The organism is Streptomyces sp. NPDC107581 (assembly GCF_055657175.1).
Genome location: NZ_JBVKBH010000010.1, coordinates 270,371 through 294,760 on the forward strand (window position 1 = coordinate 270,371; position 24,390 = coordinate 294,760).

General features: G+C 70.4%; 25 protein-coding genes and 1 pseudogene. 17 read left to right on the forward strand and 9 right to left on the reverse strand.

Going from position 1 to position 24,390, the window contains the following annotated elements:
• Positions 1-263: 263 nt before the first annotated feature.
• On the forward strand, positions 264-1,157 hold the full coding sequence (locus tag ACZ7P3_RS26200; RefSeq protein ID WP_472085480.1) for a LysR family transcriptional regulator: 894 nt from the start codon (positions 264-266) through the stop codon (positions 1,155-1,157).
• Between the two features lie 729 nt (positions 1,158-1,886).
• Here the strand turns inward: ACZ7P3_RS26200 and ACZ7P3_RS26205 are convergent.
• Entirely contained in the window at positions 1,887-2,183 is a 297-nt protein-coding gene (locus ACZ7P3_RS26205) for a glycosyltransferase family 4 protein (protein WP_472085481.1), read from the reverse strand.
• 369 nt (positions 2,184-2,552) lie between these two features.
• Here ACZ7P3_RS26205 and ACZ7P3_RS26210 point away from each other — a divergent pair, with 369 nt between their 5' ends.
• The 5 genes and pseudogenes from ACZ7P3_RS26210 (at position 2,553) to ACZ7P3_RS26230 (ending at position 8,516) form a co-directional block, all read left to right on the forward strand.
• Positions 2,553-3,170, forward strand: coding sequence for a TetR/AcrR family transcriptional regulator (locus ACZ7P3_RS26210; RefSeq protein ID WP_472085482.1), 618 nt, complete (start codon positions 2,553-2,555; stop codon positions 3,168-3,170).
• Positions 3,171-3,531: 361 nt separating this feature from the next.
• Complete coding sequence (locus tag ACZ7P3_RS26215) at positions 3,532-3,924, forward strand: ATP-binding protein (RefSeq protein WP_472085483.1); 393 nt, start codon at positions 3,532-3,534, stop codon at positions 3,922-3,924.
• Between the two features lie 458 nt (positions 3,925-4,382).
• Complete coding sequence (locus tag ACZ7P3_RS26220) at positions 4,383-6,101, forward strand: CocE/NonD family hydrolase (protein WP_472085484.1); 1,719 nt, start codon at positions 4,383-4,385, stop codon at positions 6,099-6,101.
• 405 nt (positions 6,102-6,506) lie between these two features.
• A pseudogene (locus ACZ7P3_RS26225) lies at positions 6,507-6,896 on the forward strand (DUF6069 family protein); the annotation flags it as partial.
• Positions 6,897-7,016: 120 nt separating this feature from the next.
• The gene (locus ACZ7P3_RS26230; protein WP_472085554.1) at positions 7,017-8,516 is read left to right on the forward strand and encodes a long-chain-fatty-acid--CoA ligase; all 1,500 of its coding nucleotides are present in this window, start codon (positions 7,017-7,019) and stop codon (positions 8,514-8,516) included.
• A 123-nt stretch (positions 8,517-8,639) separates the two neighbouring features.
• Here the strand turns inward: ACZ7P3_RS26230 and ACZ7P3_RS26235 are convergent, their stop codons facing one another.
• Positions 8,640-9,080: a MarR family winged helix-turn-helix transcriptional regulator gene (locus ACZ7P3_RS26235; protein WP_472085485.1), complete on the reverse strand. Its 441-nt coding sequence runs from the start codon at positions 9,078-9,080 to the stop codon at positions 8,640-8,642.
• 491 nt (positions 9,081-9,571) lie between these two features.
• Here ACZ7P3_RS26235 and ACZ7P3_RS26240 point away from each other — a divergent pair, with 491 nt between their 5' ends.
• The 3 genes from ACZ7P3_RS26240 (at position 9,572) to ACZ7P3_RS26250 (ending at position 11,496) form a co-directional block, all read left to right on the forward strand.
• Positions 9,572-10,099, forward strand: coding sequence for an isochorismatase family protein (locus ACZ7P3_RS26240; protein ID WP_472085486.1), 528 nt, complete (start codon positions 9,572-9,574; stop codon positions 10,097-10,099).
• Between the two features lie 173 nt (positions 10,100-10,272).
• Complete coding sequence (locus ACZ7P3_RS26245) at positions 10,273-10,617, forward strand: NAD(P)H-dependent oxidoreductase (RefSeq protein ID WP_472085487.1); 345 nt, start codon at positions 10,273-10,275, stop codon at positions 10,615-10,617.
• Positions 10,618-10,731: 114 nt separating this feature from the next.
• Positions 10,732-11,496: a GntR family transcriptional regulator gene (locus tag ACZ7P3_RS26250; protein WP_472085488.1), complete on the forward strand. Its 765-nt coding sequence runs from the start codon at positions 10,732-10,734 to the stop codon at positions 11,494-11,496.
• A gap of 77 nt (positions 11,497-11,573) precedes the next feature.
• Here ACZ7P3_RS26250 and ACZ7P3_RS26255 read toward each other — a convergent pair whose 3' ends face one another.
• From ACZ7P3_RS26255 to ACZ7P3_RS26285, 7 genes are all read right to left on the reverse strand, one after another.
• Positions 11,574-12,476 (reverse strand): VOC family protein, encoded by a 903-nt coding sequence (locus tag ACZ7P3_RS26255; RefSeq protein WP_472085489.1) that lies wholly within the window; start codon positions 12,474-12,476, stop codon positions 11,574-11,576.
• Positions 12,477-12,519: 43 nt separating this feature from the next.
• Positions 12,520-13,215, reverse strand: coding sequence for a class II aldolase/adducin family protein (locus ACZ7P3_RS26260; protein WP_472085490.1), 696 nt, complete (start codon positions 13,213-13,215; stop codon positions 12,520-12,522).
• Positions 13,212-13,649: a nuclear transport factor 2 family protein gene (locus ACZ7P3_RS26265; RefSeq protein WP_472085491.1), complete on the reverse strand. Its 438-nt coding sequence runs from the start codon at positions 13,647-13,649 to the stop codon at positions 13,212-13,214. The genes ACZ7P3_RS26260 and ACZ7P3_RS26265 overlap by 4 nt, the downstream gene beginning before the upstream one ends.
• Before the next feature lie 50 nt (positions 13,650-13,699).
• A complete protein-coding gene (locus tag ACZ7P3_RS26270; protein ID WP_472085492.1) occupies positions 13,700-14,185 on the reverse strand; it encodes an SRPBCC family protein in 486 nt (161 codons plus the stop codon).
• 98 nt (positions 14,186-14,283) lie between these two features.
• Positions 14,284-15,183: a VOC family protein gene (locus ACZ7P3_RS26275; RefSeq protein ID WP_472085493.1), complete on the reverse strand. Its 900-nt coding sequence runs from the start codon at positions 15,181-15,183 to the stop codon at positions 14,284-14,286.
• Positions 15,180-16,376, reverse strand: coding sequence for an oxidoreductase (locus ACZ7P3_RS26280; RefSeq protein WP_472085494.1), 1,197 nt, complete (start codon positions 16,374-16,376; stop codon positions 15,180-15,182). Before ACZ7P3_RS26280 ends, ACZ7P3_RS26275 begins: the two co-directional genes overlap by 4 nt.
• On the reverse strand, positions 16,373-17,311 hold the full coding sequence (locus ACZ7P3_RS26285; protein ID WP_472085495.1) for a fumarylacetoacetate hydrolase family protein: 939 nt from the start codon (positions 17,309-17,311) through the stop codon (positions 16,373-16,375). Before ACZ7P3_RS26285 ends, ACZ7P3_RS26280 begins: the two co-directional genes overlap by 4 nt.
• Before the next feature lie 300 nt (positions 17,312-17,611).
• Here ACZ7P3_RS26285 and ACZ7P3_RS26290 point away from each other — a divergent pair, with 300 nt between their 5' ends.
• The 8 genes from ACZ7P3_RS26290 (at position 17,612) to ACZ7P3_RS26325 (ending at position 24,164) form a co-directional block, all read left to right on the forward strand.
• On the forward strand, positions 17,612-18,406 hold the full coding sequence (locus ACZ7P3_RS26290) for a 2-keto-4-pentenoate hydratase (protein ID WP_472085496.1): 795 nt from the start codon (positions 17,612-17,614) through the stop codon (positions 18,404-18,406).
• The gene (locus tag ACZ7P3_RS26295; protein ID WP_472085497.1) at positions 18,403-19,308 is read left to right on the forward strand and encodes an acetaldehyde dehydrogenase (acetylating); all 906 of its coding nucleotides are present in this window, start codon (positions 18,403-18,405) and stop codon (positions 19,306-19,308) included. Before ACZ7P3_RS26290 ends, ACZ7P3_RS26295 begins: the two co-directional genes overlap by 4 nt.
• Positions 19,305-20,360, forward strand: a complete 1,056-nt coding sequence (dmpG, locus tag ACZ7P3_RS26300; protein WP_472085498.1) for a 4-hydroxy-2-oxovalerate aldolase — start codon at positions 19,305-19,307, stop codon at positions 20,358-20,360. Before ACZ7P3_RS26295 ends, dmpG begins: the two co-directional genes overlap by 4 nt.
• The gene (locus ACZ7P3_RS26305; RefSeq protein ID WP_472085499.1) at positions 20,357-21,136 is read left to right on the forward strand and encodes a 2-keto-4-pentenoate hydratase; all 780 of its coding nucleotides are present in this window, start codon (positions 20,357-20,359) and stop codon (positions 21,134-21,136) included. The genes dmpG and ACZ7P3_RS26305 overlap by 4 nt, the downstream gene beginning before the upstream one ends.
• 1 nt (position 21,137) lies before the next feature.
• A complete protein-coding gene (locus ACZ7P3_RS26310; protein ID WP_472085500.1) occupies positions 21,138-21,356 on the forward strand; it encodes a tautomerase family protein in 219 nt (72 codons plus the stop codon).
• The gene (locus tag ACZ7P3_RS26315; protein WP_472085501.1) at positions 21,356-22,837 is read left to right on the forward strand and encodes an aldehyde dehydrogenase; all 1,482 of its coding nucleotides are present in this window, start codon (positions 21,356-21,358) and stop codon (positions 22,835-22,837) included. The genes ACZ7P3_RS26310 and ACZ7P3_RS26315 overlap by 1 nt, the downstream gene beginning before the upstream one ends.
• Positions 22,838-22,982: 145 nt before the next feature.
• A complete protein-coding gene (locus ACZ7P3_RS26320) occupies positions 22,983-23,363 on the forward strand; it encodes a DUF485 domain-containing protein (protein ID WP_472085502.1) in 381 nt (126 codons plus the stop codon).
• Positions 23,364-23,873: 510 nt separating this feature from the next.
• Positions 23,874-24,164 carry a hypothetical protein gene (locus ACZ7P3_RS26325; protein ID WP_472085503.1) on the forward strand — a complete coding sequence of 97 codons (291 nt, stop codon included), beginning with the start codon at positions 23,874-23,876 and terminating at the stop codon, positions 24,162-24,164.
• The last annotated feature ends 226 nt before the right edge of the window (positions 24,165-24,390 follow it).

Consider the following 24,390-nt stretch of genomic DNA (forward strand, 5'->3'; position numbering starts at 1 on the left):
GTGGGGGTTCGTGCTCGGTGGGCGGAGCCCGGGGCGGCGAGGCCTCATGTCCGATGAGGTACGCGTCTTCCGCGTGGTCCGCTTCTTTCGGGTCGTCGGCTGAATCGGGCGGGTCGGTCCTGCTGCCTCGTGCCGGCTCATTGCATCACCTGCGGGAGGCGGCCTCCCGGCCCGGTACCCAGCATGCGTACCGGACGACCCGGGAACAACGGCCGATCTTGTTATGGTCGTTAACCCAGAGGTTCACAAATCCGGGGGACAAGATGGAACTGCGGGACATAGAAATCTTCCTGACGCTCGCGGAGGAGCTCCACTTCGGCCGCAGCGCCGAACGCCTGCGTGTCTCCCCGGCCCGTGTCAGCCAGGCGATCAAGAAACAGGAACGCGTCATCGGCGCCCAGCTCTTCGAGCGAACCAGCCGCCACGTGCGGATGACCCCCGTCGGAGAGGTGCTGCTCCAGCGGCTGAAGCCGGCATACGAGGGAATCCAGGAAGCCATGGCGGAGGTGACCACCATCGCCCGTCACACGGCAGGCACACTGACGCTGGGAGTCATGGGCGCACAGATGCACGACATGACCCCGGTCCTGACCCGCTTCCGTGCCCGGCACCCGTCCGCCGAACTTCGCTTCCAGGAAGTGTTCTTCAGCGATCCGTTCGGCGCCTTGCGGGCCGGCGAGGTCGACGCGCTGACCACCTGGCTGCCGGTCCGCGAGCCGGACCTGACCGTCGGAGTGGTGCTGCGTGAGGAACCGCTCAACCTGATGGTGGCCGCGGATCACCCGCTCGCCCGGCAGGAGTCGGTGAGCATGGAGGTGCTCGGAGACCACATCGTGCCGCGCCTGAACGGCTCCCTTCCCGCCTACTGGGAGACGGCCGTCCTTCCGGCCCGCACACCGGCCGGACGTCCCGTCCGCCGCGGCCCCGCCGTCGCCACCTTCTACGAGATCCTTGCCCTCGTCGCGGCAGGCGACGCGGTGTGCACAGTCCCCGACGAGGGGCGGCGCTACAACGCGCAGACCGACGTCGTCCACCTCCCCCTCCACGATGCCCCGCCCGTTCAGTGGGCCCTGATCTGGCGCACGGACCGTGCGACCCCACTGGTACGCGCACTCGCCGAGGCAGCGACAGACTGCGGGGACGTAACTGGGCGGTAGAGACGGGATGTGCCGGCGCCGGTGTCGTGTCTCTCGGTCCCCGTCCCGGTGCGTCCGCGATCGGTCGCCCCGCCCGAATCGGTCCAGCGAGGCCCGGAGCTTGCTCTGGAGGGCGGTAATGAACTCGCCGGCGTCCTGGGGCTGTCCCAGGGCGGCCTGGTGCAGGTCCTGGTTGTCCTCGAAGTCGGTCCTCCGGGTTGCGCCACCGGTCCGCGCCCACCACCCAGATCTCCCGGTGCCGCACTGCCTTCCCGAAGTGCCACCAGCACGCACAGCTATGAGGGGATGCACTCGACGCGGCCTTTGTCGTCCAGCACCGCCGCCCGCCAGCGCCTTCTCGCCGCCGGCCACCGGGAAGATCACCTGGCCGCACGGTGTCGTACGGCTCGGACAACGCCGCCTGCGCGACCCGCAGCAGCATGCCCTCCTTGCCCCGGATCTTCTTCGCTGCGGGTTCCTCCGCGCGCCCGCCCGGCGCCCACCACACCCGCGGCGAGTCGACCTTCGCAGCACCGTGGCGAGCACGGGCGCGGATCACCGCTCCGGTCCCGCAAGAATCGAGCCTGAAGGGCGATGCCCAGATTGGAGAAAGCGCCCCCGCCGGCTTGCGGGGGACCCGTGCCCTCGAGCCCCGTGCAGCCATCAAGCAGACCGCAGATGCATAGCGGTCGCGGCCACGCCTGCCGGCCGCCCCGGCCGCGCCGCGGCAGACCATGCCGCAGGAAACCCTCACCTCCAGCCCCGAACCGGTGTGGCACTCAGTTCGATGGAGCGGGCTTTGGCCCGGTGGGAGGCCCGGGCCCAGTTGGCGGGGTCCTTCAGGGATGCCAGGGCGTCGATCCAGGCGTTGAGGTCGTCGCGGTAGGCGAAGATCCCGGCTTCACCAAGGGACTCGACCAGTCCGGGAGTGGGGTGGGCGATGACCGGGATGCCGGAGGCGAACGCCTCCACCGCGACCCGCCCCGAGGACTCGTACAGGCTCGGCATGAGCATCACGCGAGAGCGGCTGTAGCCGTGTTCGCGCATCTGCTGTCCGGGTACGCTGACCGGTGCGCCGCTGGCCGGACCCAAGAAGCGTGCTGGTGAGCGCCGTGGCCGCAGGCGACCCGTGGGGCGAGCCGGAGTACGAGATGCATCCGTCCTCGCTGAACTCCCCGTTCCGTGAGCGCCGATCCGCCGCGTGCGGTCCGGTTGTGCGGAGGGGTGCTCACCTCACCGGCCGTACCCGCCTCGCGTCCACTTCCGTTCGCGGTGTCCGGGTGGCTGCGTGCATCCATGGCGGGGACAGCACGGTGGAGTCAATTTCACGGTACGCTGAAACAAGTTTCAGTGTGTGGTGAAACTTCGTCGCGGCCCATCGGGCGAGTGTGGAACCGGCAGAGGAGAGGGCGGGACATGGCAGCGCGAGCAGGCAGGGGCCCCCGGGGGGAGCGTGGCGCGCAGGCGGATCACATTCTGGCGGCGGCGCGCACGTCCTTCGCCGAGCGGGGCTACGGCGGGACCTCGTTGCGGGCCGTGGCGCAGGCCGCCGACGTGGATCCCACCCTGGTGAACTACTACTTCTCCAACAAGGTGGGACTGCTGAAGGCGGCGCTGGAGCCACCGGAAGCCTTCGGTGAGGCCATTGTCGAGGCCGCCAACGTGCCACTGGAGGACCGTGGGCGGGCCTTTGTGGAGGCGACGCTGTCCATGTGGGACGATCCGGCCACCTCGGAGATCCTGCGTTCGATCATCCTCGCGGCCAGCCATGAACCCTTCGCCATGGAACGCCTTCGTGCGGTCTTCTCCGCTCTTGTCCTGCAGGTCGTCTCGGCGAGCCTTCCCGACGACGAGGCAGGGCTGCGTTCGGACCTGGTCGCCACCCAGATCGTGGGTCTGGCCATGACGCGTTACGTCTGGGCGATCGACCGCATCGCCGACATGCCCGGGGAACAGGTCATCCGCCTGATCGGGCCGGTCGTGCAGCATTACCTGACCGGTGCCTTGGGTGGGGATGTCTCGGAGGGCGCCTGACCGGTAGCGGGCCGCCAGGACGGACCTCCCCGTCTGCTTATTTTCATGCCGAATGGAAATTCCTCTTGCCCTGGTGTGGTGGCCGGCGTAGCGTGGAGCTCGTTAATTTCCTGACGCATGGAAATGAGAGTGCCATGGCCCCGATTCGGGCCGCTGGCGTCGAGCCTGGTCAGCGTCAGTTCTGCGGACCGCAGACCACCGGTCGTCAGTGTCAGAAATTCCCCTTGTCCAGGTGATGACCTGGGAAGACGGGGTGTCCGTCCCGGTCCGCGACGGCAGTCGGCCGCCAGTGGATGGTTGCCGCCCCGACGTGGACGCCTGGGCCTCCGTACCTGTGACGGCCTCTGCGATGAGGAGGTCGGTGCAGTCTCGGCAGGGAGGCGGGGTGACGGCCGAGCGGGTGGGCATCATGCCGTGTGAGCCGCGGTCGGCGGCCCTGGCCCGGGACCTGGTCGCCAAGCGGCTCGCCGCCCTTGGCCTCACCCGCCTCGCCGATGTCGCCGAATTGCTGGTGTCCGAGCTGGTGGGCAATGCGATCAGGTACGCGGGCGGCCATACCCTGCTCATCACCGTTCACTCCGCCGAGCGCGGCGCCCGGGTCGCCGTCACCGACGGCTCGCGCAGGCTGCCCACCGTCGTCCGCGCCGGGGGTGAGGACGAGGGAGGGCGCGGCCTGGCCCTGGTCGATGCCCTCGCCCTCCGCTGGGGCACCGTCCCTCTCCCGTACGGCAAGCGCGTCTGGTTCGAGCTCTAGACCTGCTCTGGACCCACCGTGGCGGATGCCGGTGGGGGGTCCTGGTCCTGTGAGCGGGCGCAGGGTGAGGGCCGTGTCGCGAGCGGTCATGTGAACGCGGCCGACCAACCGCGCAGGGGTGTATGTCTGCGCTCGTAGGGGGCGGGGGCGGGGGCGGGGGCGGGGGCGGAGCTGCAGCTCTCGGTGGAGCGGCGCTCCGACTGCTCGGCACCGCGCCGGGCTCGTGCCCGAAGTGGATCACCGTGCCCCTTGCCGGACGCAGTCGCCGTCCGCTGTGCCTCGCTGCCCATGCCGGACGGTGCACCCAGGGCGCCGCCTCCAGTGGACGTCGAACCCGGCCCGGCCGCTCGTCGGCGCTGCTTAATTTCACGCTGTATTGAAATTTCCCTTGCCCGCAGCAGGGTGGCGAGCGTACCGTCAGCCACGTTAATTTCCGTACGTGTGGAAATGAGGGTGCCATGGCTCGGTTCAAGGCAGCTGGGGTGGAGGCCGGTCAGCGTCGGCTGAACGGACCACAGACCACCGGTCGTCAGTACCGCAACCTGTCCCCGGCTCTCCACGGGATGACCCGCGAGGACAATGTGCCCGTTTTGGTCCGCGACGGCATCCGGCTCTTGGCCGACGTCCACCGCCCCGACACGGACGGCAGGTTCCCCGCGCTCATCGCGGCGGCCCCCTACCCCCGCCAGCTCCAGGACCTGGGCGCCCCCGCGGCCATCATCGAGGCCGGCGCCAGTGACTTCTGGGCACCGCGCGGGTACGCCCATGTCATAGCCAACCTCCGCGGCACGGTGGGCTCGGGCGGCACCTACACCTTCTTCGACGAGCAGGAGCGCAAGGACCTGTTCGACCTGGTCGAGTGGGTCGCCGGGCAGCCGTGGTGCGACGGGAACGTAGGCATGATCGGCCTCAGCTACTACGCCATGACCCAGATGGAGGCGGCCACCCAGCGCCCGCCTCACCTCAAGGCCCTGTTCCCCTTCAACGTCACTGTCCAGGTCCGGGAAGCCACCTACCACAACGGCCTGATGAGCGCGGCTTTCGTCACCACCTGGTTCCATGCGCTGGGCGTCCTGTCCGCCCACGGCGACCGTCTCTACCGCAGGGGCCTGTCCCGTCTCCTGCGTAAGGTCCTCGCCATTCCCGCCGTCCACCGCCGGTTCGACCACATCGATTCCGTCCAGGCGACCCGCGCCCTGCAGCTGATCAGCCACTTCCGCCACGACGGCCACCCATGGGACACCCTGCTGGACGCGGTGGCCACCGAGCACCCCGTCCGGGATGCGTGGTGGGACGAGCGTGACGTGACCGAACTGCTCGCCGGTGTCGACATCCCCGTCTACCTCGGCGGCGAGTGGTCCAACGTCGCTCTTCATCTGCCCGGCGTCTTCGAAGCCTGGGAGGCCCTCGCCCGCAACCCTCACGTGCGCATGGCCATGCTCGGGGAGCACAGCCTGCCCTGGCCATGGGAGAGCATGCACATCGAGGCCCTCGCCTGGTTCGACCACTGGCTCAAGGGGCGGGACACCGGCATTCTCGAGGGCCCTGCCGTCCGCTACTGGCTGCCCGGGGCCGAACAGTGGCGCACCGCCGATTCCTGGCCTCCGCCGGCCACCCACACCGCCCTGGCCCTCAACGCCGACGGCTCCCTGGCGGCCGACGAGCGGCCGGGCGAACGCAGCTACGCCACGGACGGTGCGAACGCCATGCCCGCTCAGCTGAGTTGGTCCAGTGACCCCCTCCCCGGCGACCTCGACATGGTCGGTCACCCCGAGCTGCGGCTCACCGCCACCAGCAGTGGGAGCGACACGGGATGGATCCTGCTCCTGCAAGACGTCGGCCCGGACGGTGAGGCCGCTGACATCACCCAGGGCTGGCTGCGCGCCAGTATGCGCCACGTCGACGAGGACGCGAGTCAGACGGGCAGGCCCGTCCTCCCGATGAGGACGCGGGATCCCGTCCCTGCGGGGGAGCCGGTCGAGTACCGCATCCCGCTGGTGGCCAACGCGCGCCGCTTCCGCACCGGGCACCGCATCCGGCTGATCCTCACCAGCGACGACACCCGCGAGGACTTCCGCCCCATGATGCTGTTCAGCCACGCCCCAGTCGGCATCCCGGGCGTCAACACGGTGCACTCCAGCTCACGACTTCTCCTTCCGGTCCTGGAAAGGGAATGAGTGCGACGCCCGACGGCCCGCCCGGACGGTCCCCTCACCGACGACCGGACATGGCAAGAGCACACCGACATCGCGGCGGCACCTCGGCCGCGACGATCGCCCGCGACCCCCACGAGGGGCTCTGGTACCGGCTCACGCCGCTGCAAGCACTGTGCCGTGGCGTCCGCCTGCGGTTCGCTCGGTCTCGATCACTCCGTCGGGACCCCGGCGTCAGGGACGTGACCCTGGGCATTTCAGTGCCCGCGATCGCCCGGCTCGGCGTGCTCATCGCCCTCGACCTCAGCGGTGGAGCCCGCGGACCCCACGACAGCCCACTTCCTCCCCGAACTCCCGACGGTGCGCCGCGCTGTCGAGTCCTGCCGCGCAGCGGCGAGACCGTCCTTCACCTCATGACGGAGCATTCCGATGACCGCCCCACCCACCCGCCTGGCCACCCCGGACCTGCGCTGCACCGCATCCGCGATCGGCGGCGCCGTCCTGGCCGCCAGCCTGCTGTGGACCGCTGCCCACATCCTGGGCGTCGAACTCCGTGTCGGGCTCGGCGGCGGATGGCCGGCCCGGGACGTGGATCTGCCCGGCGTCGCCGGTAGCACGCTCGTTGTCTCCCTGCTCGCCGCGGCGACGCGAAAGGGGCTGGACCGGTTGACCGACCGGGCCTCGACCGTCTGGACTCGACTGGCCGTCGCCGTGTTGTTGTTGTCACTCACGCCGCTGACGTATCTCGCGGCATCCAGCGGCACCAAGGCGACCCTGGCGTTGATACACCTGGCCGTCGCCGCCGTACTCATTCCCCTCCTGGCCCCGGAAACGTCGACTGATCAGGACACGGCAACAAGTCGAAGACAGCCAATCGATCCACCACAAGTTCGGAGCGTCATCCGGGAGTCGGCCCGGAACGCCGAAGAGGCCATGCACATGCCTTCCCGCTCGCACGCCAACCTTGCCGCGATCCTGGTGGACTCGGCGGCGCGCCATCCCGGCCGCCCGGCCGTCCGGCTCGACGGCTCCACCCTCACGTACGCCGAACTCGACGAGACGAGCGCCCGGGCCGCGTCCCTCCTGCTGAGCACCGGGGTGAAGCCGGGCGACCGGGTCGGCCTGATGCTGCCGAACGTCCCCGCGTTCGCCGTCCTGTACTACGGCATCCTGCGTGCCGGGGCCGTCGTGGTGCCGATGAACCCGCTGCTGAGGGCACGCGAGGTGGAGTACCACCTGGACGACTCCGCAACCTCCATCCTGTTCGCCCCGCATGAGGCCCAGGACGCGCTCCAGGGTGCCCAGGCAGCCGGAACGGCGCACATCGCGGTACCGGCAGACGCGATCCACGGACTACTGGCGAGCCACGACCCGGTATGGGAGGTGACCTCCCGGGAGCCGTCCGACACCGCGGTGATCCTCTACACCTCCGGGACGACGGGGCGGCCCAAGGGCGCCGAACTCACCCACGAGAACCTGGCCCGCAATACCGCGGTCACGCGCACCACACTTCTGCAACTCACCGAGCAGGACGTGGTCTTCGGTGGACTGCCGCTCTTCCACGCCTTCGGTCAGGTCGTCGGACTCAACTGTGCCGTCGCCGCCGGAGCCTGCCTGACCCTGCTGCCCCGCTTCGACGCAGTCAGGGCCCTGGAGATCATCGAACGGGACCAAGTCTCCGCGTTCCTCGGTGTTCCGACGATGTATGGCGCCCTGCTCGCCGCGACAGGCCAAGCGGACACCACGTCGCTGCGGGTGTGCGTCTCCGGCGGAGCCTCACTGCCGGTGGAGCTCCTGCACGCCTTCGAAACGGCATTCCACTGCCCGGTCCTCGAAGGTTACGGCCTGTCCGAGACGTCCCCGGTCGCCTGCTTCAACCACCCCGACCGCCCCCGCCGCCCCGGCACCATCGGCACCCCGGTCGACGGCGTCGAGATGCGGGTGCTCGATCCGGACGGCGCCGAGGTGCCCGACGGCACCCCCGGCGAGATCGTCATCCGCGGACACAACGTCATGAAGGGCTACTGGCACAACCCTCGGGCCACCGCCGAGACCGTCCCGGACGGCTGGCTCCGCACCGGCGACATCGGCGTGCGCGACCCCGACGGCTGCTTCCGGATCGTGGACCGCAAGAAGGACCTCATCATTCGCGGCGGATTCAACGTCTACCCGCGGGAGATCGAGGAGGTCCTCTACGAGCATCCGGCCGTGGCCGAAGCCGCCGTCGTCGGCGTACCGCACCCCGTTCACGGTGACGAGGTCGCCGCCGTCGTCACCCTCAAGCCCGGCATCGGGGCGGGGACCGATGAACTCCGCGAGTTCGTCAAGTCCCGCGTCGCCGCCTACAAGTACCCCCGCGTGGTCCGGATCGTCGATGCCCTGCCCAAGGGCGCCACCGGCAAGATCCTCAAGCGTGAGATCGTGCTTCCGCCGAACTGACGGGCCGGCAGGACCGGCCCCCTGCGCGCCGGCCGGCCGCCGTGAGCGACGGTGAGTGCTGCCGAATCGGCGCAGCCCGGACCGGTGACCCGCTGGAGTGGCCCGGACAACCGGGCGTCGCGGTCACGACGGAGCCGACGGCTCGCTGTCTGCGGACGGCGCGCTGTTGAGGTTGGCCTCGATCCGGGTCATCACGCGCATCGCTTGCTCGTATTCCTCCTGCGTGAACCCCGCGGAGGTGATTGCCTCCAAGTCCCGCCAAGCCTGTTGGACCTGGTCTCGCAGGGCCCGGCCGGCCCGGGTGGGCTTCACCACGGCTGCCCGCCGGTCGTGCGGGGAGGGGCTGCGGGTGACGAATCCGGACTGCTCGAGGCGCTGGAGCATTTTGGTGACGGTGGAGGGATCCAGGCCCAGCGTCTTGATCAGATCGGCCTGACGCTGTTCACCCTGGGCCCAGAGCTGCATCATCAGCAGTTCCTGCCCGGGGTACAGGCCCGTTTCACGCAGCAGGTTGCCCGCCATGATCCGGTGCACACGGGCAGCGCGGAAGAGTGCCTCGCTCATCGGAGCGTCGGCGACGGTCGGTACCGCGTCGTCCTTGTTCCGGACCGATTCGGACGCTGGCGGCATGGCGGCTGATCCTCCATGAAGGGCGGGGCGAGTCGTTGGTCGACACATCATCTCACCCCTCCAGAATTGGCCGACCAAGGGAGTGCGTCGCAGCGCCGGCTCGCGGAGTGGACCATCGCCGTGCCTGTGCTTCTCGGTGCCTCCGTCGACCCGGTGCGGGTTGACGGGCGCTGTGCCGGACGGCTCGTTTTGCCTTGGTGGGTCGGCCTGTAACCGTGTCCGCCCGTGACGCTTGCGAAGGCCGTGGCCGGTCTCGGTCCGGCTGTCGGGCGACCGGACCGGGACCGGTCTCCGTGCGGGGGTGTTCCGCAGTGCGATCGCTGCCGGCCTGTGGGTCGTGAGCAAGAAAATTGGTCAGCCAAGTAATCGCGTGCCGGTCCGTGCCCACCCGTGTGGCTCATCGGCTCAGCAGAGAGGTCTCCCTCGTGTCCGCACCCTCCTTCACCGCCGATGACACGGCGATGCTGCTCATCGACCAACAGGTGGGCGCCCTGGGGTGGGTCCGCTCCACCCCCTTCGACCGGATGGAGGCCAACGCCGTGGCTCTCGCCAAGACCGCCAAGGCCAATGGCATCCCCCTGCTCTTCACCTCCTCCATGGACGCGCCCGACGAGGGCCCGCTGTCGGCCGCACCGGGGGAGGTTGCTCCCGAGGGGTTCAAGGCGCACATCAAGCGTCAGGGCGGCGTCCATGGCATGGACGAGGAGGGCTTCGCCTCCGTCGTACGGGAGACCGGGCGAAGAAAGCTGATCATCGCGGGTACCGGCAACGACGTGCGTACCGTCCACACCACCCTGACGGCACTGCGCCTGGGGTACGAGGTCCAGGTCGTCGCCGACGCGGGCGGCCCCCCGCCGAAGACCGGGCAGGATTTCGCGCTCCGTCGCATGGGCAGGGCGGGTGCCACCATCACCTCCACCGCCCAGGTCGTCGCCGAGCTCCTGCAGGCCTGAACCGGTCAGCGCGACGGAAAGATCGTCCCGCTCGTCATGGTGCTCATGCCGCAGCAGTGACGAAGTGGAGTGGTGGCCGTCCGCCCGCCACTCCGCCGCACTGCCCTCCGGCTCCGTCCATCCCTGGTTCGGCAGGGACATCCGCCAGGGCGTCCCGCTCGCCGTCGAGAACTGTGCGCGCCTCCGGGTTCTGCTCTCCGAACCTGTATGAGGCCATCGAGTCGGTCACCTCGGCCGACGGCCTGATCGCCGTCCCCCGGGTGTTCGCCGCCTCCTGCAACGGGTTGTTCAAGTCGAGCTTCGACGTGATCGGCGACGACGCCCTCGGCGGCGAGCCCGGCCTGGTGGCCGCGACCGGTGGCGCCACGCGGCACTCGCCGGTCCTGGAGCACGCGATGCGCCCCTCCGACCGGGGCGGCAGCCGCGACACCCTACCCGGACGGATCGGCCGCACCGGCCGGGGACTCGCGGGGCTGTTGCCGGGACCCTTCGGAGAGCGTGGGCCGTACGGCCGGTGAACCGGAGGTCGCGCCCCTCGGGCAGCACCTGGCCGTGCCACCGGCCCGAAGAACGGGAATCGGACTTACCTGGCCGCAGTTCAATGTGTATGCAGATACGCCATAATGGAGGGCATGCCTCAGCCGACCATCGTCATCGACGGCATCGAGCCGCTGAACCTGCCCGGCATCCGGCAGTCGATCGGACCGCTGCACGCCCTGCTGCGGGAGTGCATCCTCGACGGCCGGCTGGCGCCGGGCACCGTGCTGTCGCAGGTGGCGCTCGCTCGGCAGCTGGGGGTGAGCCGCACCCCGGTGCGGGAGGCGTTGCGCATGCTCCAGGAGGAGGGCTTCGTCGAGTCCGAACCCAACCAGCGGATGCGGGTGGCGGGTATCGACCCGACCGAGCTGGACGGCGACTACGCGATGCGGATCACGCTGGAGTCCCTGGCTCTGACCATGACACTGGACGGCTTCGACACCCGGGCGAAACGGGAGGCCAAGACGCACCTGACGGCAATGCGCCGGGCCGCCCGGGCCAAGGACGTCGAGGGCTGGTTCGCCGCGCACCGCGAGTACCACCGCCTCCTCGCCGCCGGGGCGGGCGAACCACTGCGGCGCCAGCTGGAGGTCCTCGCCGACCGCAGCGTCCGCTACATCCGCATCACCCAGCGGCACGATCCCGAGAGCTGGTCCGAACCCGGCGACACCGAGCACCCCGCGATCCTCGAAGCGGTGGTCGCGGGGGACCGTGACGCCGCGGTGTCTCGTCTGGCCCATCACCTGGAGCGGACCGCGCTGAGGGTGCTCCGGGAGCAGGCCCCGGACTACAAGCCCGAGGCCGTGCCCAGGGCGATGGCCCTGATCAGTGCCGGTCCGTCGCCCTGGGGCCGCGGCTGACCTCCGTGCGGCCCGGCCCCCGATGGCAACCGTGCGGGGCGGCCCGGGGAGGCAACCGAGCCCCCCGTCCCTGTCGACTACGGCTTCGGCTCGGAATTCTGCAGGAACTGCTCCGGCATCAGGGGGCACCACACCGCCGGCGGGACATCCCAGTCCTGCCCCTTCCAGGCCTCGGTGATCTGATCGATGTCGGAGAAGTACTCGATCCAGCTGCCCCAGGGGTCCCGGATGTAGTGGAACAGGTTGGAGCCCACGGTGTGCCGGCCCAGGCCCCAGCCGACGCTGTGGCCCTTGTCCGCCATGACGCGGGCGCCCATCGCCAGTTCGTCGATTCCCGCGACCTCCCAGCTGGAGTGGTGCAGGCCCGGGTGGCTGCTCTGGATGAAGCCGAAGACATGGTGGTCGCCGGGGCCTGGGTTCATGAAGACGACCTTGCCGGTGATCCGGTCGGACACCCTCAGGCCGAGGGCGCGCTCGTAGAACTCCTGCGAGCGGTTCACGTCCGAGGAGAAGATCAGCATGTGACCAAGCCGCCGGGGGCGCGGCGGTGCGTCGGCCTCGAGCCAGCACGGCTCGTCCACTCGCCGGTAGTCACCGGCCACGTTCTGCTTGACGGGTTCCACGAGGCGTGGCGCGGCGAGTTCCTGCTCGCGCACGTTGACCGCGTTGCCGTCCGGGTCGCTGAACCACAGGCCGCCCTCGGTACCGCCGGCCGGGGCATCCCGCAGGCTGATGCCGAGGGACTCGAGGTGGCGCTGCAGTTCGGGCAGGGAGCCGCCCGGCGCCGCGAAGGCGACGTGGTGCAGGCGCTTGTCGTGTCCCTCGACGAGCATGGTCTGGTCCTGGTCGCGGCCGTCGCAGCGTACGGTCAGCCGGTTGTCGTGTTCGTCGACGGACAGTCCGAAGTCGGTGTAGAAGTCCTTGCCCTGGGCCAGGTCGGGCAGTTGGAGGCCGTAGTGGAGAAGTCCACTGACGCGCATGATGCTTTCCTTCGTCGGTCGCGTGGGTTACGGGTCTCATGGGTCACCGTGGTGGCTGGTCGCCGGGTCTTCGCAGGTGCGCCCAGAGCCGGTCGAGCAGTGGTGGGCCGGCGGCCCGCCAGGCCGTGATCTCCTCGCTGGTGAGGGCCCGGACGGCCCCGGCCTGCCGGGCCGCGAGGTGCAGTCGGCAGGCGGCGTCGAGCAGCCACATGCGGGCGACGGCGTGACCGGGTGTGCCGCCGGTGGTGACGGCGCCGTTGCCGCGCAGGACGAGTGCATCGGCGTGGCCGAGCGTGTGTGCGGCGGCTTCGGCGATGCCGGCCGAGCGCATGAGCCGCGCGTCGTCGTGGACGGGTACGCCTTCTCCGAGCAGGGCGCCCTGTCCGTGCAAGGGCGGGATGGTGCCGGATGCCGCCGCGCCGGCCGCGAAGGCGGATTCGGGGGTGGCGCGGGCGACGGCACGTACGTCGGGTCGTGCCCGGTAGACGGCCAGGTGTGCCCACGCCTCGCCCGGTGCGTTCGCGGGCAACGCCGTCGAGTCCAGCGGGATGTCCAGGAGAGTGCCGGCGGTGGCCTCGGCGAGATCGACCGGGGGTGTGATCAGTACCCGGTCGCCGTGCCGCGCCGACACATGCCCGAACGCCGAGACCAGGCCCAGTGCCGCGAGGGTGCGTGCCGCGACGGCCACCTCTGCGGGTAGGTTGCCGGCGTACGGCTCGGCCGTCGTCCGCCCGCTCATGCCGCGAGCCCGCCGGCGGCCTCGGGAGGCGCGGTGGCCGACTCGGCGGCGAGTGCCGCGAACAGCGGAGCGGCGTCGAGGTGGATCCGCAGCGAGGTGACCGCTCCCGAGGGGGCGCGTGCGATGACCGTGACGCACGGGAGCGTCAGCTCGGCGCCGCCGCGCGTGGTGAAGTGGACGCGGGCTTCGAGCAGCACGGTTCCCCGGTCGTCCGCTTGCCAGCAGTTGCACCACTCGTGTCGTATCCCGGAGAGTGCCGCGCGCAGGTGCTCCAGCACTTCACGGATCGCTGCATGTCCGACGGCGGGCGGGTTGTTGCCGAACACCAGCTCCCCGGCGGGGGCGAAACGGTCGAGGACGCGCTCGATCAGCTGTGCGTCGATGTCGGCGTAGAAGGAGTCGGTCCAGCCGATCCAGTCGGGCGTGTCGGACATCTTTGTTCCTTTCGTCCGTGTCGGTGGGCCCCGGCCGCCGTCGGTTCGGGTCAGGCGGTGGCGGTGGCGGTGGCGGTGGCGGTGCCGGACGCGGAGCGGCGGCGCATGGCGTCGCGGGTCGCGGTGAGGGCCTGGAGGTAGTCACCAGTCATCGTCGCGGCGCTCGTCGCCTCGGCTTCGGAGCCGCCGGGGACGCCGGTCTGAACCAGGGCGAAGGTGAAGCGCAGCCGCAGGTCGTCGCCCTCGCCCTCGATCTCGTTGGCGATGGTGCCGAGCACCGGGCCCGACAGCCGGGTGAACACCACGCGGTGCGGCTCCTCGAGCGTGATCCGCTCACGGAAGTCCACGCCCCGGTAGCGGATGTCGCGGTCGAAGCAGGTGTCGCCCAACCGCTCGACGACGGTGCAGTGGCTCATCGAGGGGACGAACGGCAGGGCGTTGTTGGCCTTGAGTACCAGTCCCTCCCACACGGCGGCACGGTCCAGCCGGGGCTCGCCGGGCTCGTTGACGGGCACGACGTGGGTCACGAAGATCATCGTTTCTCCTCCGGCCGGCGGTGCTGCCGGCCAGGTACGGGTTGTTTGCAGGCGGGCGGTGCTGCCGGCCTGGTACGGGCTGTCTGGGGGCCGCGCCGCTACGACGCCGCGGTGCGTACCGCATGGGGCAGCTGGCGCTGCCGGGTCGTGGGGGCCACTGGGCCGCGCCACATGTCGAGCGACGAGGGCTGCTCGGGGTCGAACACGCGGGGGGTCCACGCTGTGCCGGCCTCGATGAGCCGGCCGCCGACGGCGTACTCGTAGGTGAGGTTCTCGGGGCCGCGGAAGTAGAGGAAGACCGAGCCGGAGGTGGGGTGCCGTCCCGGCCCCATGACGATCTCCACGCCCCGGTCGGTCAGGAAGTGCCAGTTGCGCATCAGCGCGTCGAGGGAGTCGACCTGGAAGTTGATGTGGCAGAGGGCGGCTTCCTCGCCCTGGAACACGGCGAGTTTGTGATGGACGGTGTCGATGCGCATCAGACATGCGCGGTCGCCGACCCAGTCCGAAGCACGTGCGTTGAACGTCGTGGACCAGAACCGGTGGGCCTCGTGCACATCGGGTGCGTCCAGGCACAGGTGCCCGAACTCGGTGATCCCCGAGTCGCGGGCCGGCCGCACCTGGTCGGCGGAACGGTACTGCGCCGCAGCGAGTTCTATGCGGTTGCCGAAGGGATCGTCGAAGGCGATGTACTCCGACACCCCGCGGGAGCGTGCCCCCGCCTGATCGCCGCGTTCGACCCGCAGGCCCTGCTTCTCCAGTTCGTTCTCCGCGGCGGCCAGGGCGTCGAGCCCGGCGACGGTGAAGCCGGAGGAGATGACGCCGGAGCGCCCCTCGACGAAGGTGAGACAGTGGCCCCGGGGGTCGGCGCGCAGGTGCGTCACTCCGGGCTCCTCGGAGTCGACCACCTCCAGGCCGACGATGTCACCGGCGAACCGGACGGCGCCTTCCAGGTCCTCGACGCCCGAGCGCACGTAGGCGATGTCGGTCAGGGTGATCACGGGGTGGTCCCTTCGTCGTGGCCGAGGTAGCCGCGCGCCCGCACGCTGTCCGGCCAGCGTTCGCAGAGCGAGCCGGTCAGCTGGGTACGCAGGCACAGCGATGTCTCGCAGCGGCAGGTGCGCAGGGTCTCGACGGCGCCCGCCTCCACCTTGCGCGGCCAGTCGGGGTCCACGAAGAGCGGCCGGGCCAGGCCCACCGCCTGTGCCTGCCCGGACCGGAGAACCCGCGCCGCCATCCTGGGGTCACCCAGGCCGCCGTTGGCCACCACGGGGATCCGCACCGCGCGTTGCAGCGCTGCCGTGTCGTGGAGCGCATAGCCCGGCTCGCTGAGCATGTCCGCGTTGTGGGGCAGGCGCATGGTCTCGAACGTGGCCGGGACCGCGAACAGGAACGTGGCCCCTGCGTCCTCCAGCAGTGGAGCGAGCCGCACGGCGTCCTCCAGGCTCCAGCCGCCCTCCACGCGCTCGTCGCTGAGCAGGTGCACGCCGACCGCGAAGTCCGCACCGGTGCTCGCGGTGACCCGGCGCACCACCTCCAGCGGGAGCCGGGTGCGCCCCTCGAAGTCGCCGCCCCACTCGTCGGTGCGCCGGTTGGTGCGCGGCGAGAGGAAACCGGACAGCAGGAAACCCTGCGCCACATGGATGTCCACACCACCGAACCCGGCGCGCTTGCACAGGTCGGCGGCCCGGACGAAGGCGTCGACGGTCTCCTCGATCTCCTCCGGGGTGATCTCCTGCGGTGTGACCACCCGGCCCGGCGTGAGCTCGAAGGGGATCGCGGACGGTGCGAGGCGAGGGCGACTCTCGTACTCCTCCCAGGGCCCCGCGTACCGGCCGGCGTGCACGATCTGCGCGATCGCCAGGGCACCGTGCAGGTGGATCTCGGAGGCCAGCAGCCTCAGCCCGGGCAGCTGTTCCTCGTCGTTCACCAGCGTCTGCAACGGCATCTGCCGGCCCGCGACGCTGATCGCGAAGTTCTCCGTGATCACCACGCCGGCGCCGCCCCGGGCGCGCCGGGCGTAGTGCTCGACCTCGCGGTCGGTCACGGTGCCGTCCGGGTTGGCATAGCCGACGGACATCGGCGCCTGCACGATCCGGTTGCGGGCCGTACGCCCGCCGAGGCGCAGCGGCGTGAACAGAGGTGCGAGATCCGCTGTGTCGGCCGTGCGGCTCGCGTCCGCGGTGAAGGTCATCCCTGCTCCATGGTGTTCGAGTGCGCGAAGGCGTGAGGCGGCTCGGCCTGCCGTACGTCGTTGCCGAGCACGCCGAGTGGATCGATCCGGATGCGCAGCCGGTCGCCCTCCTTGAGCGCAACGCCCTTGGCGGCGCCGACGCCGGCCGGGGTACCGGTGGCGATCACGTCGCCCGGCTCCAGGGTCATCAGCGCGCTGGCGGCCGAGACGAGCTGTGCCACGGTGAAGATCATGTCGTGGGTGTTCCCGTCCTGCTCCAGCATGCCGTTGCGCCACAGCCGGATGGGCAGCGCCTGCGGATCGGGTACGAACCAGGACGGCGTCACGCCGGGACCGATCGGTGTGAAGGTGTCGCGTCCCTTGGACGCGAGCCAGTCGTAGGCGAACGGGGGCGCCAGCGGGTTCGGCCGGGCGTGCAGGCCGCGCGCCGAGATGTCGTTGACGATGGTGTAGCCCGCGACCGCCTCCAGCGCCCGCTCCGCCGGCACCCGGTGGGCCCGCCGTCCGATCACCACGCCGAGCTCGGCCTCCCAGTCCACACGGGCCTCGGGGTCCCCGGGGATGGAGACCGCTTCTCCGGGGCCGACGATCGCCGTGGGCGGGAGCAGGAAGAAGTACGGCTCCATGCCGTCCGGCACCTTCTCGACACCCATCTCCCGCAGGTGGTCGTGGTAGTTGGCGCCGGCGAAGACCAGCTTGCCCGGCCGCGGCAGAGGCGGCAGCAGGCGTACGGCTTCGAGGGGTTCACCCTCGGCGGGCCGCCAGGCGCGCAGGACCGGCTCCAGCTCCGCCCAGTCCCGCAGCGCCGCCCCCACGTCGGGGTACCGCGCCAGTGCCGGGTGGCGTCGTACCCGTCCCTCGGTGTCGGCGGCGGCGACGAACGAGACGGCTCCCGGCTCCTCTGGACAGCAGGTCACCAGGTTCCATACGGACATGCGAACTCCAGGCATCGATTGTTTGCCGCGCCATGATCTGGGAGCACTGGCGTCAGAGTGCTGAAGTGTGGAAACCAGCGCGGTGATGGCGCCTTGCTGGAACAGACTGCATACAGTTTCGGATCCAGTCAATAGGCCGACCAAGTATTGACTTCACTGGCCGAAAGTGTACACAGTTTGGGTGTCCCGCCTGCCTGGACGTGACAGGCGGGGCACTCGACCGGCCCGCACCGACCCGATCGGAGATGTCATGACGGACGTCGTCGCACACCCCGCGGAGCAGCACGACGGGGTGCTGTCGTGACAGCCGCGCCCCTGGCCGAGGCGACGGACGCCCTGCTCGCCGCTCACCACAGCCGGGTCCCGGTCGAACCGCTCGTGGACACCTACCAGGGCCTGACGCTCGCGGACGCCTACGAGATCCAGCTGCTGCAGATCCGCCGCCGCGTAGCCGGCGGCGCCCGGATCAAGGGCCACAAGGTCGGCCTGTCGTCCCAGGCCATGCAGCGGCAGTTGGGCGTGGACCAGCCGGACTACGGCCACCTGCTGGACGACATGTTCTGGCTGGAGAACGCACCCGTGCCCGCCGCGCGGTTCTTGCAGCCCCGGATCGAGCCGGAGATCGCCTTCGTGCTCGGGCGTCGCCTGGCCGGACCGGGAGTCACGGTCGCGGAGGCCGCCTCGGCCGTGGACTTCGTCCTCCCGGCGCTGGAACTGATCGACTCACGCATCCGCGACTGGCACATCGGAATCATCGACACCATCGCGGACAACGCCTCCTCCGGGGGCGTCGTCCTGGGCAGCACCCCGGCCCGGCTGACGGACGTCGATCTCCGCCTCGCCGGGTGCACACTGCACCGGAACGGCGACCTGGTCGGCACCGGGGCGAGCGGCGCGGTGCTCGGGTCGCCGCTGACCTCGCTGGTCTGGCTCGCCAACACCCTCGGCGCACGCGGTGTGGCCCTGGAGGCGGGACATGTCGTGCTGCCGGGATCCATTACCGCTTCCGTCCCCGTCGGCGCGGGTGACACCGTCACCGCCGCCTTCGCCGGGATCGGCAGCGTCACGGCACGCTTCACCGAGGAGAGTTCATGAGAAAGGTGACCGCGGCCATCGTCGGCCCCGGCAACATCGGCACCGACCTGCTCGCCAAGCTGCTGCACAGCCCGGCGGTCGAGGTCCGCTACATGGTCGGCGTCGACCCGGCATCGGATGGGCTGGCCCGCGCACGCGACCTGGGCGTGGAGACGTCAGCGGGCGGAGTGGACTGGCTGCTGTCCCGCGCCGAACCGCCGCAGTTGGTGTTCGAGGCGACCTCCGCGAAGGCACACATCGCGAATGCGCCGCGCTACGCCGCAGCGGGCATCCAGGCGATCGACCTGACCCCGGCGGCCGTCGGCCCGCCCGTCTGCCCGCCGGTGAACCTGGAAGAGCACCTGGGCGCCCCCAACATCAACATGATCACCTGCGGCGGGCAGGCCACCATCCCGATCGTGCACGCGGTCTCCCGCGTCGTCCCGGTCGAGTACGCGGAGATCGTCGCGTCGATCGCCTCCAGGTCTGCCGGACCCGGAACCCGCGCGAACATCGACGAGTTCACCGAGACCACCTCGCGCGCCGTCGAGCGGGTCGGTGGCGCCCGCAAGGGCAAGGCGGTCATCATCCTCAACCCGGTCGACCCGCCGATGATCATGCGCGACACCGTGTTCTGCGCCGTCCCGGAGGACGCCGACCGGGACGCCGTCAGCGAGTCCATCGCGCGCATGGTCGGCGAAGTGGCCGCGTACGTCCCGGGCTACACACTGCGGGCGGACCCCCAGTTCGACCACCCACGCCCCGAATGGAAGGGACAGGCCCGCGTGGCCGTCTTTCTCGAAGTACGCGGCCGGGGCGACTACCTGCCGCCCTGGGCAGGAAACCTGGACATCATGACGGCCGCGGCCGCTCGCGTCGGTGACCTGCTGGCGGACGCCCGGACCACGGCGGTGACTTCATGACCACCCTCGCCGACGACCGGCAGCCGCGCAGGCTGCGGATCACCGACTCCACCCTCAGGGACGGCTCGCACGCCATGCGGCACCAGTTCACCGAGGAACAGGTGCGCGCTGTCGTACACGCCCTCGACCAGGCGGGCGTCGAGGTCGTCGAGGTGGCCCACGGCGACGGCCTCGGCGGTTCCAGTTTCAACTACGGCTTCTCCCAAGTGGACGAGATCCAGTTGATCGAGGCCGCCGTCGACGAGGCGACGCGGGCGGAGATCGCCGTACTGCTGCTGCCCGGCGTAGGCACAGTCACCGACCTGAAGCGCGCTCACGCCGTCGGCGCACGTGTGGCCCGAATCGCCACCCACTGCACCGAGGCCGACACCTCCGTCCAGCACTTCACCGCCGCCCGCGAGTTGAGCATGGAGACAGTCGGCTTCCTGATGCTCTCGCACCGCATCGGCCCTGCTGAACTCGCCGCGCAGGCGCGGATCATGGTCGACGCCGGCGCCCAGTGCGTCTACGTCGTCGACTCGGCCGGAGCACTGGTGCTGAGCGACGCACAGGTCCGGGTCCAAGCCCTGGTGCGGGAGATCGGACACGAGGCCCAGGTCGGCTTCCACGGCCACCAGAACCTCTCCCTCGGCGTCGCCAACTCGGTGCTCGCCTACCAGGGCGGTGCCCGGCAGATCGACGGCGCCCTGTGCGCGCTCGGCGCCGGCGCCGGTAACGCGCCGACCGAGGTGCTCGCCGCCACCTTCGAGCGCTTGGGCATCCCCACCGGCCTGGACGTCGGCCTCGCCCTGGCCGCCGCCGAGGACGTGGTCAAGCCGTTCATCCCCCGGCTGCCGTGGACGGACCGCTCCTCGATCGTGCAGGGCTACGCGGGCGTCTACTCCAGCTTTCTGCTGCACGCCGAACGGGCCGCGGAACGCTATGGCGTACCCGCCCACGAAATCCTCCAGCAGGTCGGCGAGGCCGGATACGTCGGCGGCCAGGAGGACATGATCATCGACATCGCGATGCGGCTGGCCGAGGAGCGCGAGAAGGCGGGGGCCGGCCGATGAGCTGGGACATCGCCCGCGCCGCCACCGTCCTACTGGACGCCGAGGCCCACCGCACCGACCGCGGCCCGATCACCGACGAGTGGCCCGGACTCGACCTGGACACCGCCTACGCCGTCCAGGACGAGACACTGCGCCGCCGACTTGACCGCGGCGAGCACATCGTCGGCGTCAAGCTCGGCCTGACCTCCCGTGCCAAACAGGAGCGGATGGGCGTCGCCGCGCCGCTGACCGCCTGGCTGACCGACGGCATGCTGCTGCCGGCCGGAGCCCCCGTACCGCAGGACCGGCTGATCCACCCGCGGGCCGAACCGGAGATCGTGTTCGTCATGAAGGACCGGTTGGCCGGCCCCGGTGTCTCCGCCGCCACCGCCCTGTCCGCGGTCGGCTCGGTGCACGGCGGCATCGAAGTGATCGACAGCCGCTATCGGGACTTCCGCTTCACCCTGCCCGACGTGGTCGCCGACAACGCCTCCTCCGGCCGCTTCCTCACCGGCCCCGTCGGAGTGCCGCCCGAGACGCTGGACCTGGCACTGGAAGCCTGCCTGGTCGAGGTCGACGGCCAGGTCGCCGACAGCGCCACCGGTGCGGCCGTTCAGGGCCATCCTGCCGAGGCCCTGGCCCTGGCCGCCAACGACCTCGGCCGCCGGGGCCTGGCGATCGAGCCCGGCTGGGTCGTACTCACCGGCGGCATGACCGACGCCGTGCCCGTACCGCCCGGTTCCACCGTCGCGGTGCACTTCACCCACCTCGGTTCGCTCCATCTGACGGGAGGCTGACATGCCGCTGATCGAAGTGACGATGGTCCACGGACGGACACCGCAGGAGATCCGGTCGCTGATCCACGAGGTCACCAGGGCGGTGGTCGCAGCGCTGGGCGTACCACAGCAGAGCGTCCGCGTGGCCGTCCGGGAACTGCCGAAGACCCACTGGGCGGCCGGTGACGTCACCATCGCCGAGCGGGAAGAGACCGGCAGAACCGAGGGAGCGGCGAGCTGATGGAGTTCTACGGTCATGTGATCGACGGCGAGGAAGTGGCCTCGCTCTCGGGCGCCACCTTCTCGTCCACCGACCCCCACACCCGCCGCCCCTGGGCGGAGGCCGCCCTCGGCGACAGCGCCGACGCCGACCGCGCGGTGAGAGCGGCCCGCCGTGCCTTCGACCACGGCCCCTGGCCGCGCATGGGCACGGCCGAACGCGGCCGAATCCTGCACCGCCTGGCGGACCTGATCGAAAAGCACGCCGAGGACATCGCCCTTGCGGACACGCAGGACATGGGCAAGCCGATCGCCCAGTCACAGGGCAACGACGTACCACGCACGGCGGCGAACTTCCGCTTCTTCGCCGACCACGCGAGGCTCTCCACCTCCGAGAGCTACCCGATGGACACCGGCCACCACGCGTACACCCGCTTCGACCCCGCCGGGGTCGTCGCGGCGATCGCACCGTGGAACTTCCCGATGATGCTGGAGTCCTGGAAGGTCGCACCGGCCCTCGCCTGGGGCAACACGGTGGTGCTCAAACCGGCCGAGGACACCCCCGTCTCGGCCACGCTCATGGCGCGACTGGCCCTGGAAGCGGGCATGCCCCCGGGCGTCTTCAACGTCGTCCACGGATACGGCCCCGACTCCGCCGGCCAGGCCCTCACCGAGCACCCGGCCGTGAACCGGATCACCTTCACCGGCGAGTCCGGCACCGGCCGCGTCATCGCCGCCGCCGGCGCCCGCAACCTCACCCCGGTCAGCCTCGAACTCGGCGGCAAGGGAGCGAACATCGTCTTCGCCGACGCCAGCCTGGAAGGCGCCGTCGAGTGGTCCATCCGCGCCGTGTTCACCAACTCCGGCCAGGTGTGCCTGGCAGGCTCCCGGTTGTACGTCCAGCGGGAGGTCTACGACGAGTTCCTCACACGGTTCGTCGCGGCGGCGGACGCGCTGGTCATGGGCGACCCCAAACACCCGGCCACTCAGGTCGGACCGCTGGCCTCCGCCGAGCACCACACCAAGGTCGCCGGCTATGTGGACACCATCGCCGAGCAGAGCGGCACACTCCGCACCGGAGGCCGGGGTGAGGGCTGGACCATACGCCCCACCGTCATCACCGGCATGGACCACACGGCCCGGCACGCCCGCGAGGAGATCTTCGGCCCCGTCGTCGTTGTGATCCCGTTCAGCACCGAGGCCGAGGCGATCGAACTCGCCAACGACACGCCGTACGGGCTCAACGCGATGCTGTTCACCGAGAACCTGCACCGCGCACACCGCGTCGCGGCAGCACTCCGGGCGGGCACGGTCTGGGTGAACTGCTTCTTCGTACGGGACCTGCGGGCCCCCTTCGGCGGCGTCGGCGACTCCGGGACCGGGCGCGAGGGAGGCACGTTCAGCCGGGAATTCTTCACCGAGCCCAAGGCGGTCGTGATGCAGATCGACCCGGCGGCCGACCCTGACCGGCCTCGTGGCAGCCGAGGCCGCTCAGCACGGTAACCGGCCACCACCACCGCGAAATCAGCGGGCCGGACCTCGACATGCCCAGTGTTCAGCAACCTTGCGGGTGCAGCGCCCCTTGCAGACCCGGCCTGCGTGAAGCGGCGTATCACTCCATCCCTTCCCTCACTGCTCAAGGGGTTCCATGCACTCCCACGTCGCCGCTTCTCGCAGCCCCGAACCCACGGCGTATCACGGGCGCGAAACCGAACTGCTGCAACGCGGTGAAAGCCTCCGCGAACGCGCGCATCAGGCTCAGCGCGCTGTCCTCGCCGTCAACGGCGTTCCGTTCGCCGTGGGCATCGTGCTGTCCTCGTTCACGGACGTTCCCTCGGTCCCCGTCCACGGGCGGCTCACCCTGGGCCTGGTGTGGGGTGTTCTGCAGATCGGTCTGTTCGTCATCACTGCCTGTCTCTACGAGGCTCGCTGTACCCGCTCCTGCGACCCCCTGGACCATTCACTGGCCCACGACATCACCAAGGACGAACAGCAGGGCGCTCACCCGGGCCACGGGTTCGGGTGGTGATGGTTTCCATACCAGTGGCGTTCTTCCTGGGGTGGCTCGGCAGTGTTGTCCGTCCAGGAAGCCCAGGGCCCGATTTTCGGTACGTTGAATTGGGAATCACAACGGGGGCGGGGTGGAAGTCATGACTCGGCCGGGCAGGGCCAGGCGGTGCTGCTCAGCTCTGATCGATGGGACGCCATCCATAGGCTGGAGGGTTGTCTCCACGACCTCGCTGCTCCGGGTCTGCCGAACCGGCTCCAGTCGATCGTGGTGCTCGTCCATCCAACTGTCCGGCATCAGGGGGTCATGGGGCAGTTGAGTGGTGTCTGCTGTCGCACCCTGAGGCCGGCCCACCAGCCACGGGCATGTGAGCACGACACCCCGGACGGCGTTTGCGCCGACCCGCAGTCCTGACCCACCCGGGCCGCCCTCGGCGGGCCCCTGCGAGGCGTGGCCTCCCCTGAGGCCCCGCCCTGGCGCAATTCGCTCCACGTCACGTCTACCGGCTGTCCGCCGAATCGAGGTTCCGTCATGTCTGCTGCCCGTCTGATCGGGGCTCTGGTCCCCGTGTCGCTGGTGATGATCGCTGTGGTGGGAATCTGGTGGGTGCTCCGCCAGGAGCGTCGCCGGCCGTCGTCGCACGCCCGCCGTGGGGTGCCGGTGCAGTTGGGTGGTAAGCCGTCACTGGAGGAGTGGCGGCAGATGTCCACGCAGGCGCAGGGCGCGTACGACACGGCGGTGCTGGACGCTGCCGAGTCCGCGGAGGCGACTGCGGCTCGGTTGGCGGGGGCCGCGAAGCGCGACGCCCGGTTCCGCCCCTGATCCTGTCCATTCCCGTCCCCTGCCCTTTGGAGGTGCGTGCCGCTGTGGCGGGCCGTGCCGGGCGACCGATCCGAGGCGGACCTGCTCGATCCTGCCGGGCCGCGCCCGGCCCTGACCGCGGAGTGCTCCGCCCTAGTGATCTGGCCTTGAGTTCACGTCTCGCCACGTGAGGTGCGGTTCGTTTCAGATGGGGGCGTGGGCGGTGACGAAAACTGTCGGCTGCGGT

Excerpts from the sequence above, each read along its gene's own strand:
- ACZ7P3_RS26205 (WP_472085481.1), bottom strand. The coding sequence starts at position 2,183 with ATGCGCGAACACGGCTACAGCCGCTCTCGCGTGATGCTCATGCCGAGC.
- ACZ7P3_RS26310 (WP_472085500.1), top strand. The coding sequence starts at position 21,138 with ATGCCGCTGATCGAAGTGACGATGGTCCACGGACGGACACCGCAGGAG.
- ACZ7P3_RS26315 (WP_472085501.1), top strand. The coding sequence starts at position 21,356 with ATGGAGTTCTACGGTCATGTGATCGACGGCGAGGAAGTGGCCTCGCTC.
- ACZ7P3_RS26260 (WP_472085490.1), bottom strand. The coding sequence starts at position 13,215 with ATGAGCGGGCGGACGACGGCCGAGCCGTACGCCGGCAACCTACCCGCA.
- ACZ7P3_RS26295 (WP_472085497.1), top strand. The coding sequence starts at position 18,403 with ATGAGAAAGGTGACCGCGGCCATCGTCGGCCCCGGCAACATCGGCACC.
- ACZ7P3_RS26200 (WP_472085480.1), top strand. The coding sequence starts at position 264 with ATGGAACTGCGGGACATAGAAATCTTCCTGACGCTCGCGGAGGAGCTC.
- ACZ7P3_RS26250 (WP_472085488.1), top strand. The coding sequence starts at position 10,732 with ATGCCTCAGCCGACCATCGTCATCGACGGCATCGAGCCGCTGAACCTG.
- ACZ7P3_RS26285 (WP_472085495.1), bottom strand. The coding sequence starts at position 17,311 with ATGTCCGTATGGAACCTGGTGACCTGCTGTCCAGAGGAGCCGGGAGCC.
- ACZ7P3_RS26325 (WP_472085503.1), top strand. The coding sequence starts at position 23,874 with ATGTCTGCTGCCCGTCTGATCGGGGCTCTGGTCCCCGTGTCGCTGGTG.
- ACZ7P3_RS26270 (WP_472085492.1), bottom strand. The coding sequence starts at position 14,185 with ATGATCTTCGTGACCCACGTCGTGCCCGTCAACGAGCCCGGCGAGCCC.
- ACZ7P3_RS26320 (WP_472085502.1), top strand. The coding sequence starts at position 22,983 with ATGCACTCCCACGTCGCCGCTTCTCGCAGCCCCGAACCCACGGCGTAT.
- ACZ7P3_RS26305 (WP_472085499.1), top strand. The coding sequence starts at position 20,357 with ATGAGCTGGGACATCGCCCGCGCCGCCACCGTCCTACTGGACGCCGAG.
- ACZ7P3_RS26210 (WP_472085482.1), top strand. The coding sequence starts at position 2,553 with ATGGCAGCGCGAGCAGGCAGGGGCCCCCGGGGGGAGCGTGGCGCGCAG.
- ACZ7P3_RS26265 (WP_472085491.1), bottom strand. The coding sequence starts at position 13,649 with ATGTCCGACACGCCCGACTGGATCGGCTGGACCGACTCCTTCTACGCC.
- ACZ7P3_RS26235 (WP_472085485.1), bottom strand. The coding sequence starts at position 9,080 with ATGAGCGAGGCACTCTTCCGCGCTGCCCGTGTGCACCGGATCATGGCG.
- ACZ7P3_RS26220 (WP_472085484.1), top strand. The coding sequence starts at position 4,383 with ATGGCTCGGTTCAAGGCAGCTGGGGTGGAGGCCGGTCAGCGTCGGCTG.
- ACZ7P3_RS26230 (WP_472085554.1), top strand. The coding sequence starts at position 7,017 with ATGCCTTCCCGCTCGCACGCCAACCTTGCCGCGATCCTGGTGGACTCG.
- dmpG (WP_472085498.1), top strand. The coding sequence starts at position 19,305 with ATGACCACCCTCGCCGACGACCGGCAGCCGCGCAGGCTGCGGATCACC.
- ACZ7P3_RS26280 (WP_472085494.1), bottom strand. The coding sequence starts at position 16,376 with ATGACCTTCACCGCGGACGCGAGCCGCACGGCCGACACAGCGGATCTC.
- ACZ7P3_RS26255 (WP_472085489.1), bottom strand. The coding sequence starts at position 12,476 with ATGCGCGTCAGTGGACTTCTCCACTACGGCCTCCAACTGCCCGACCTG.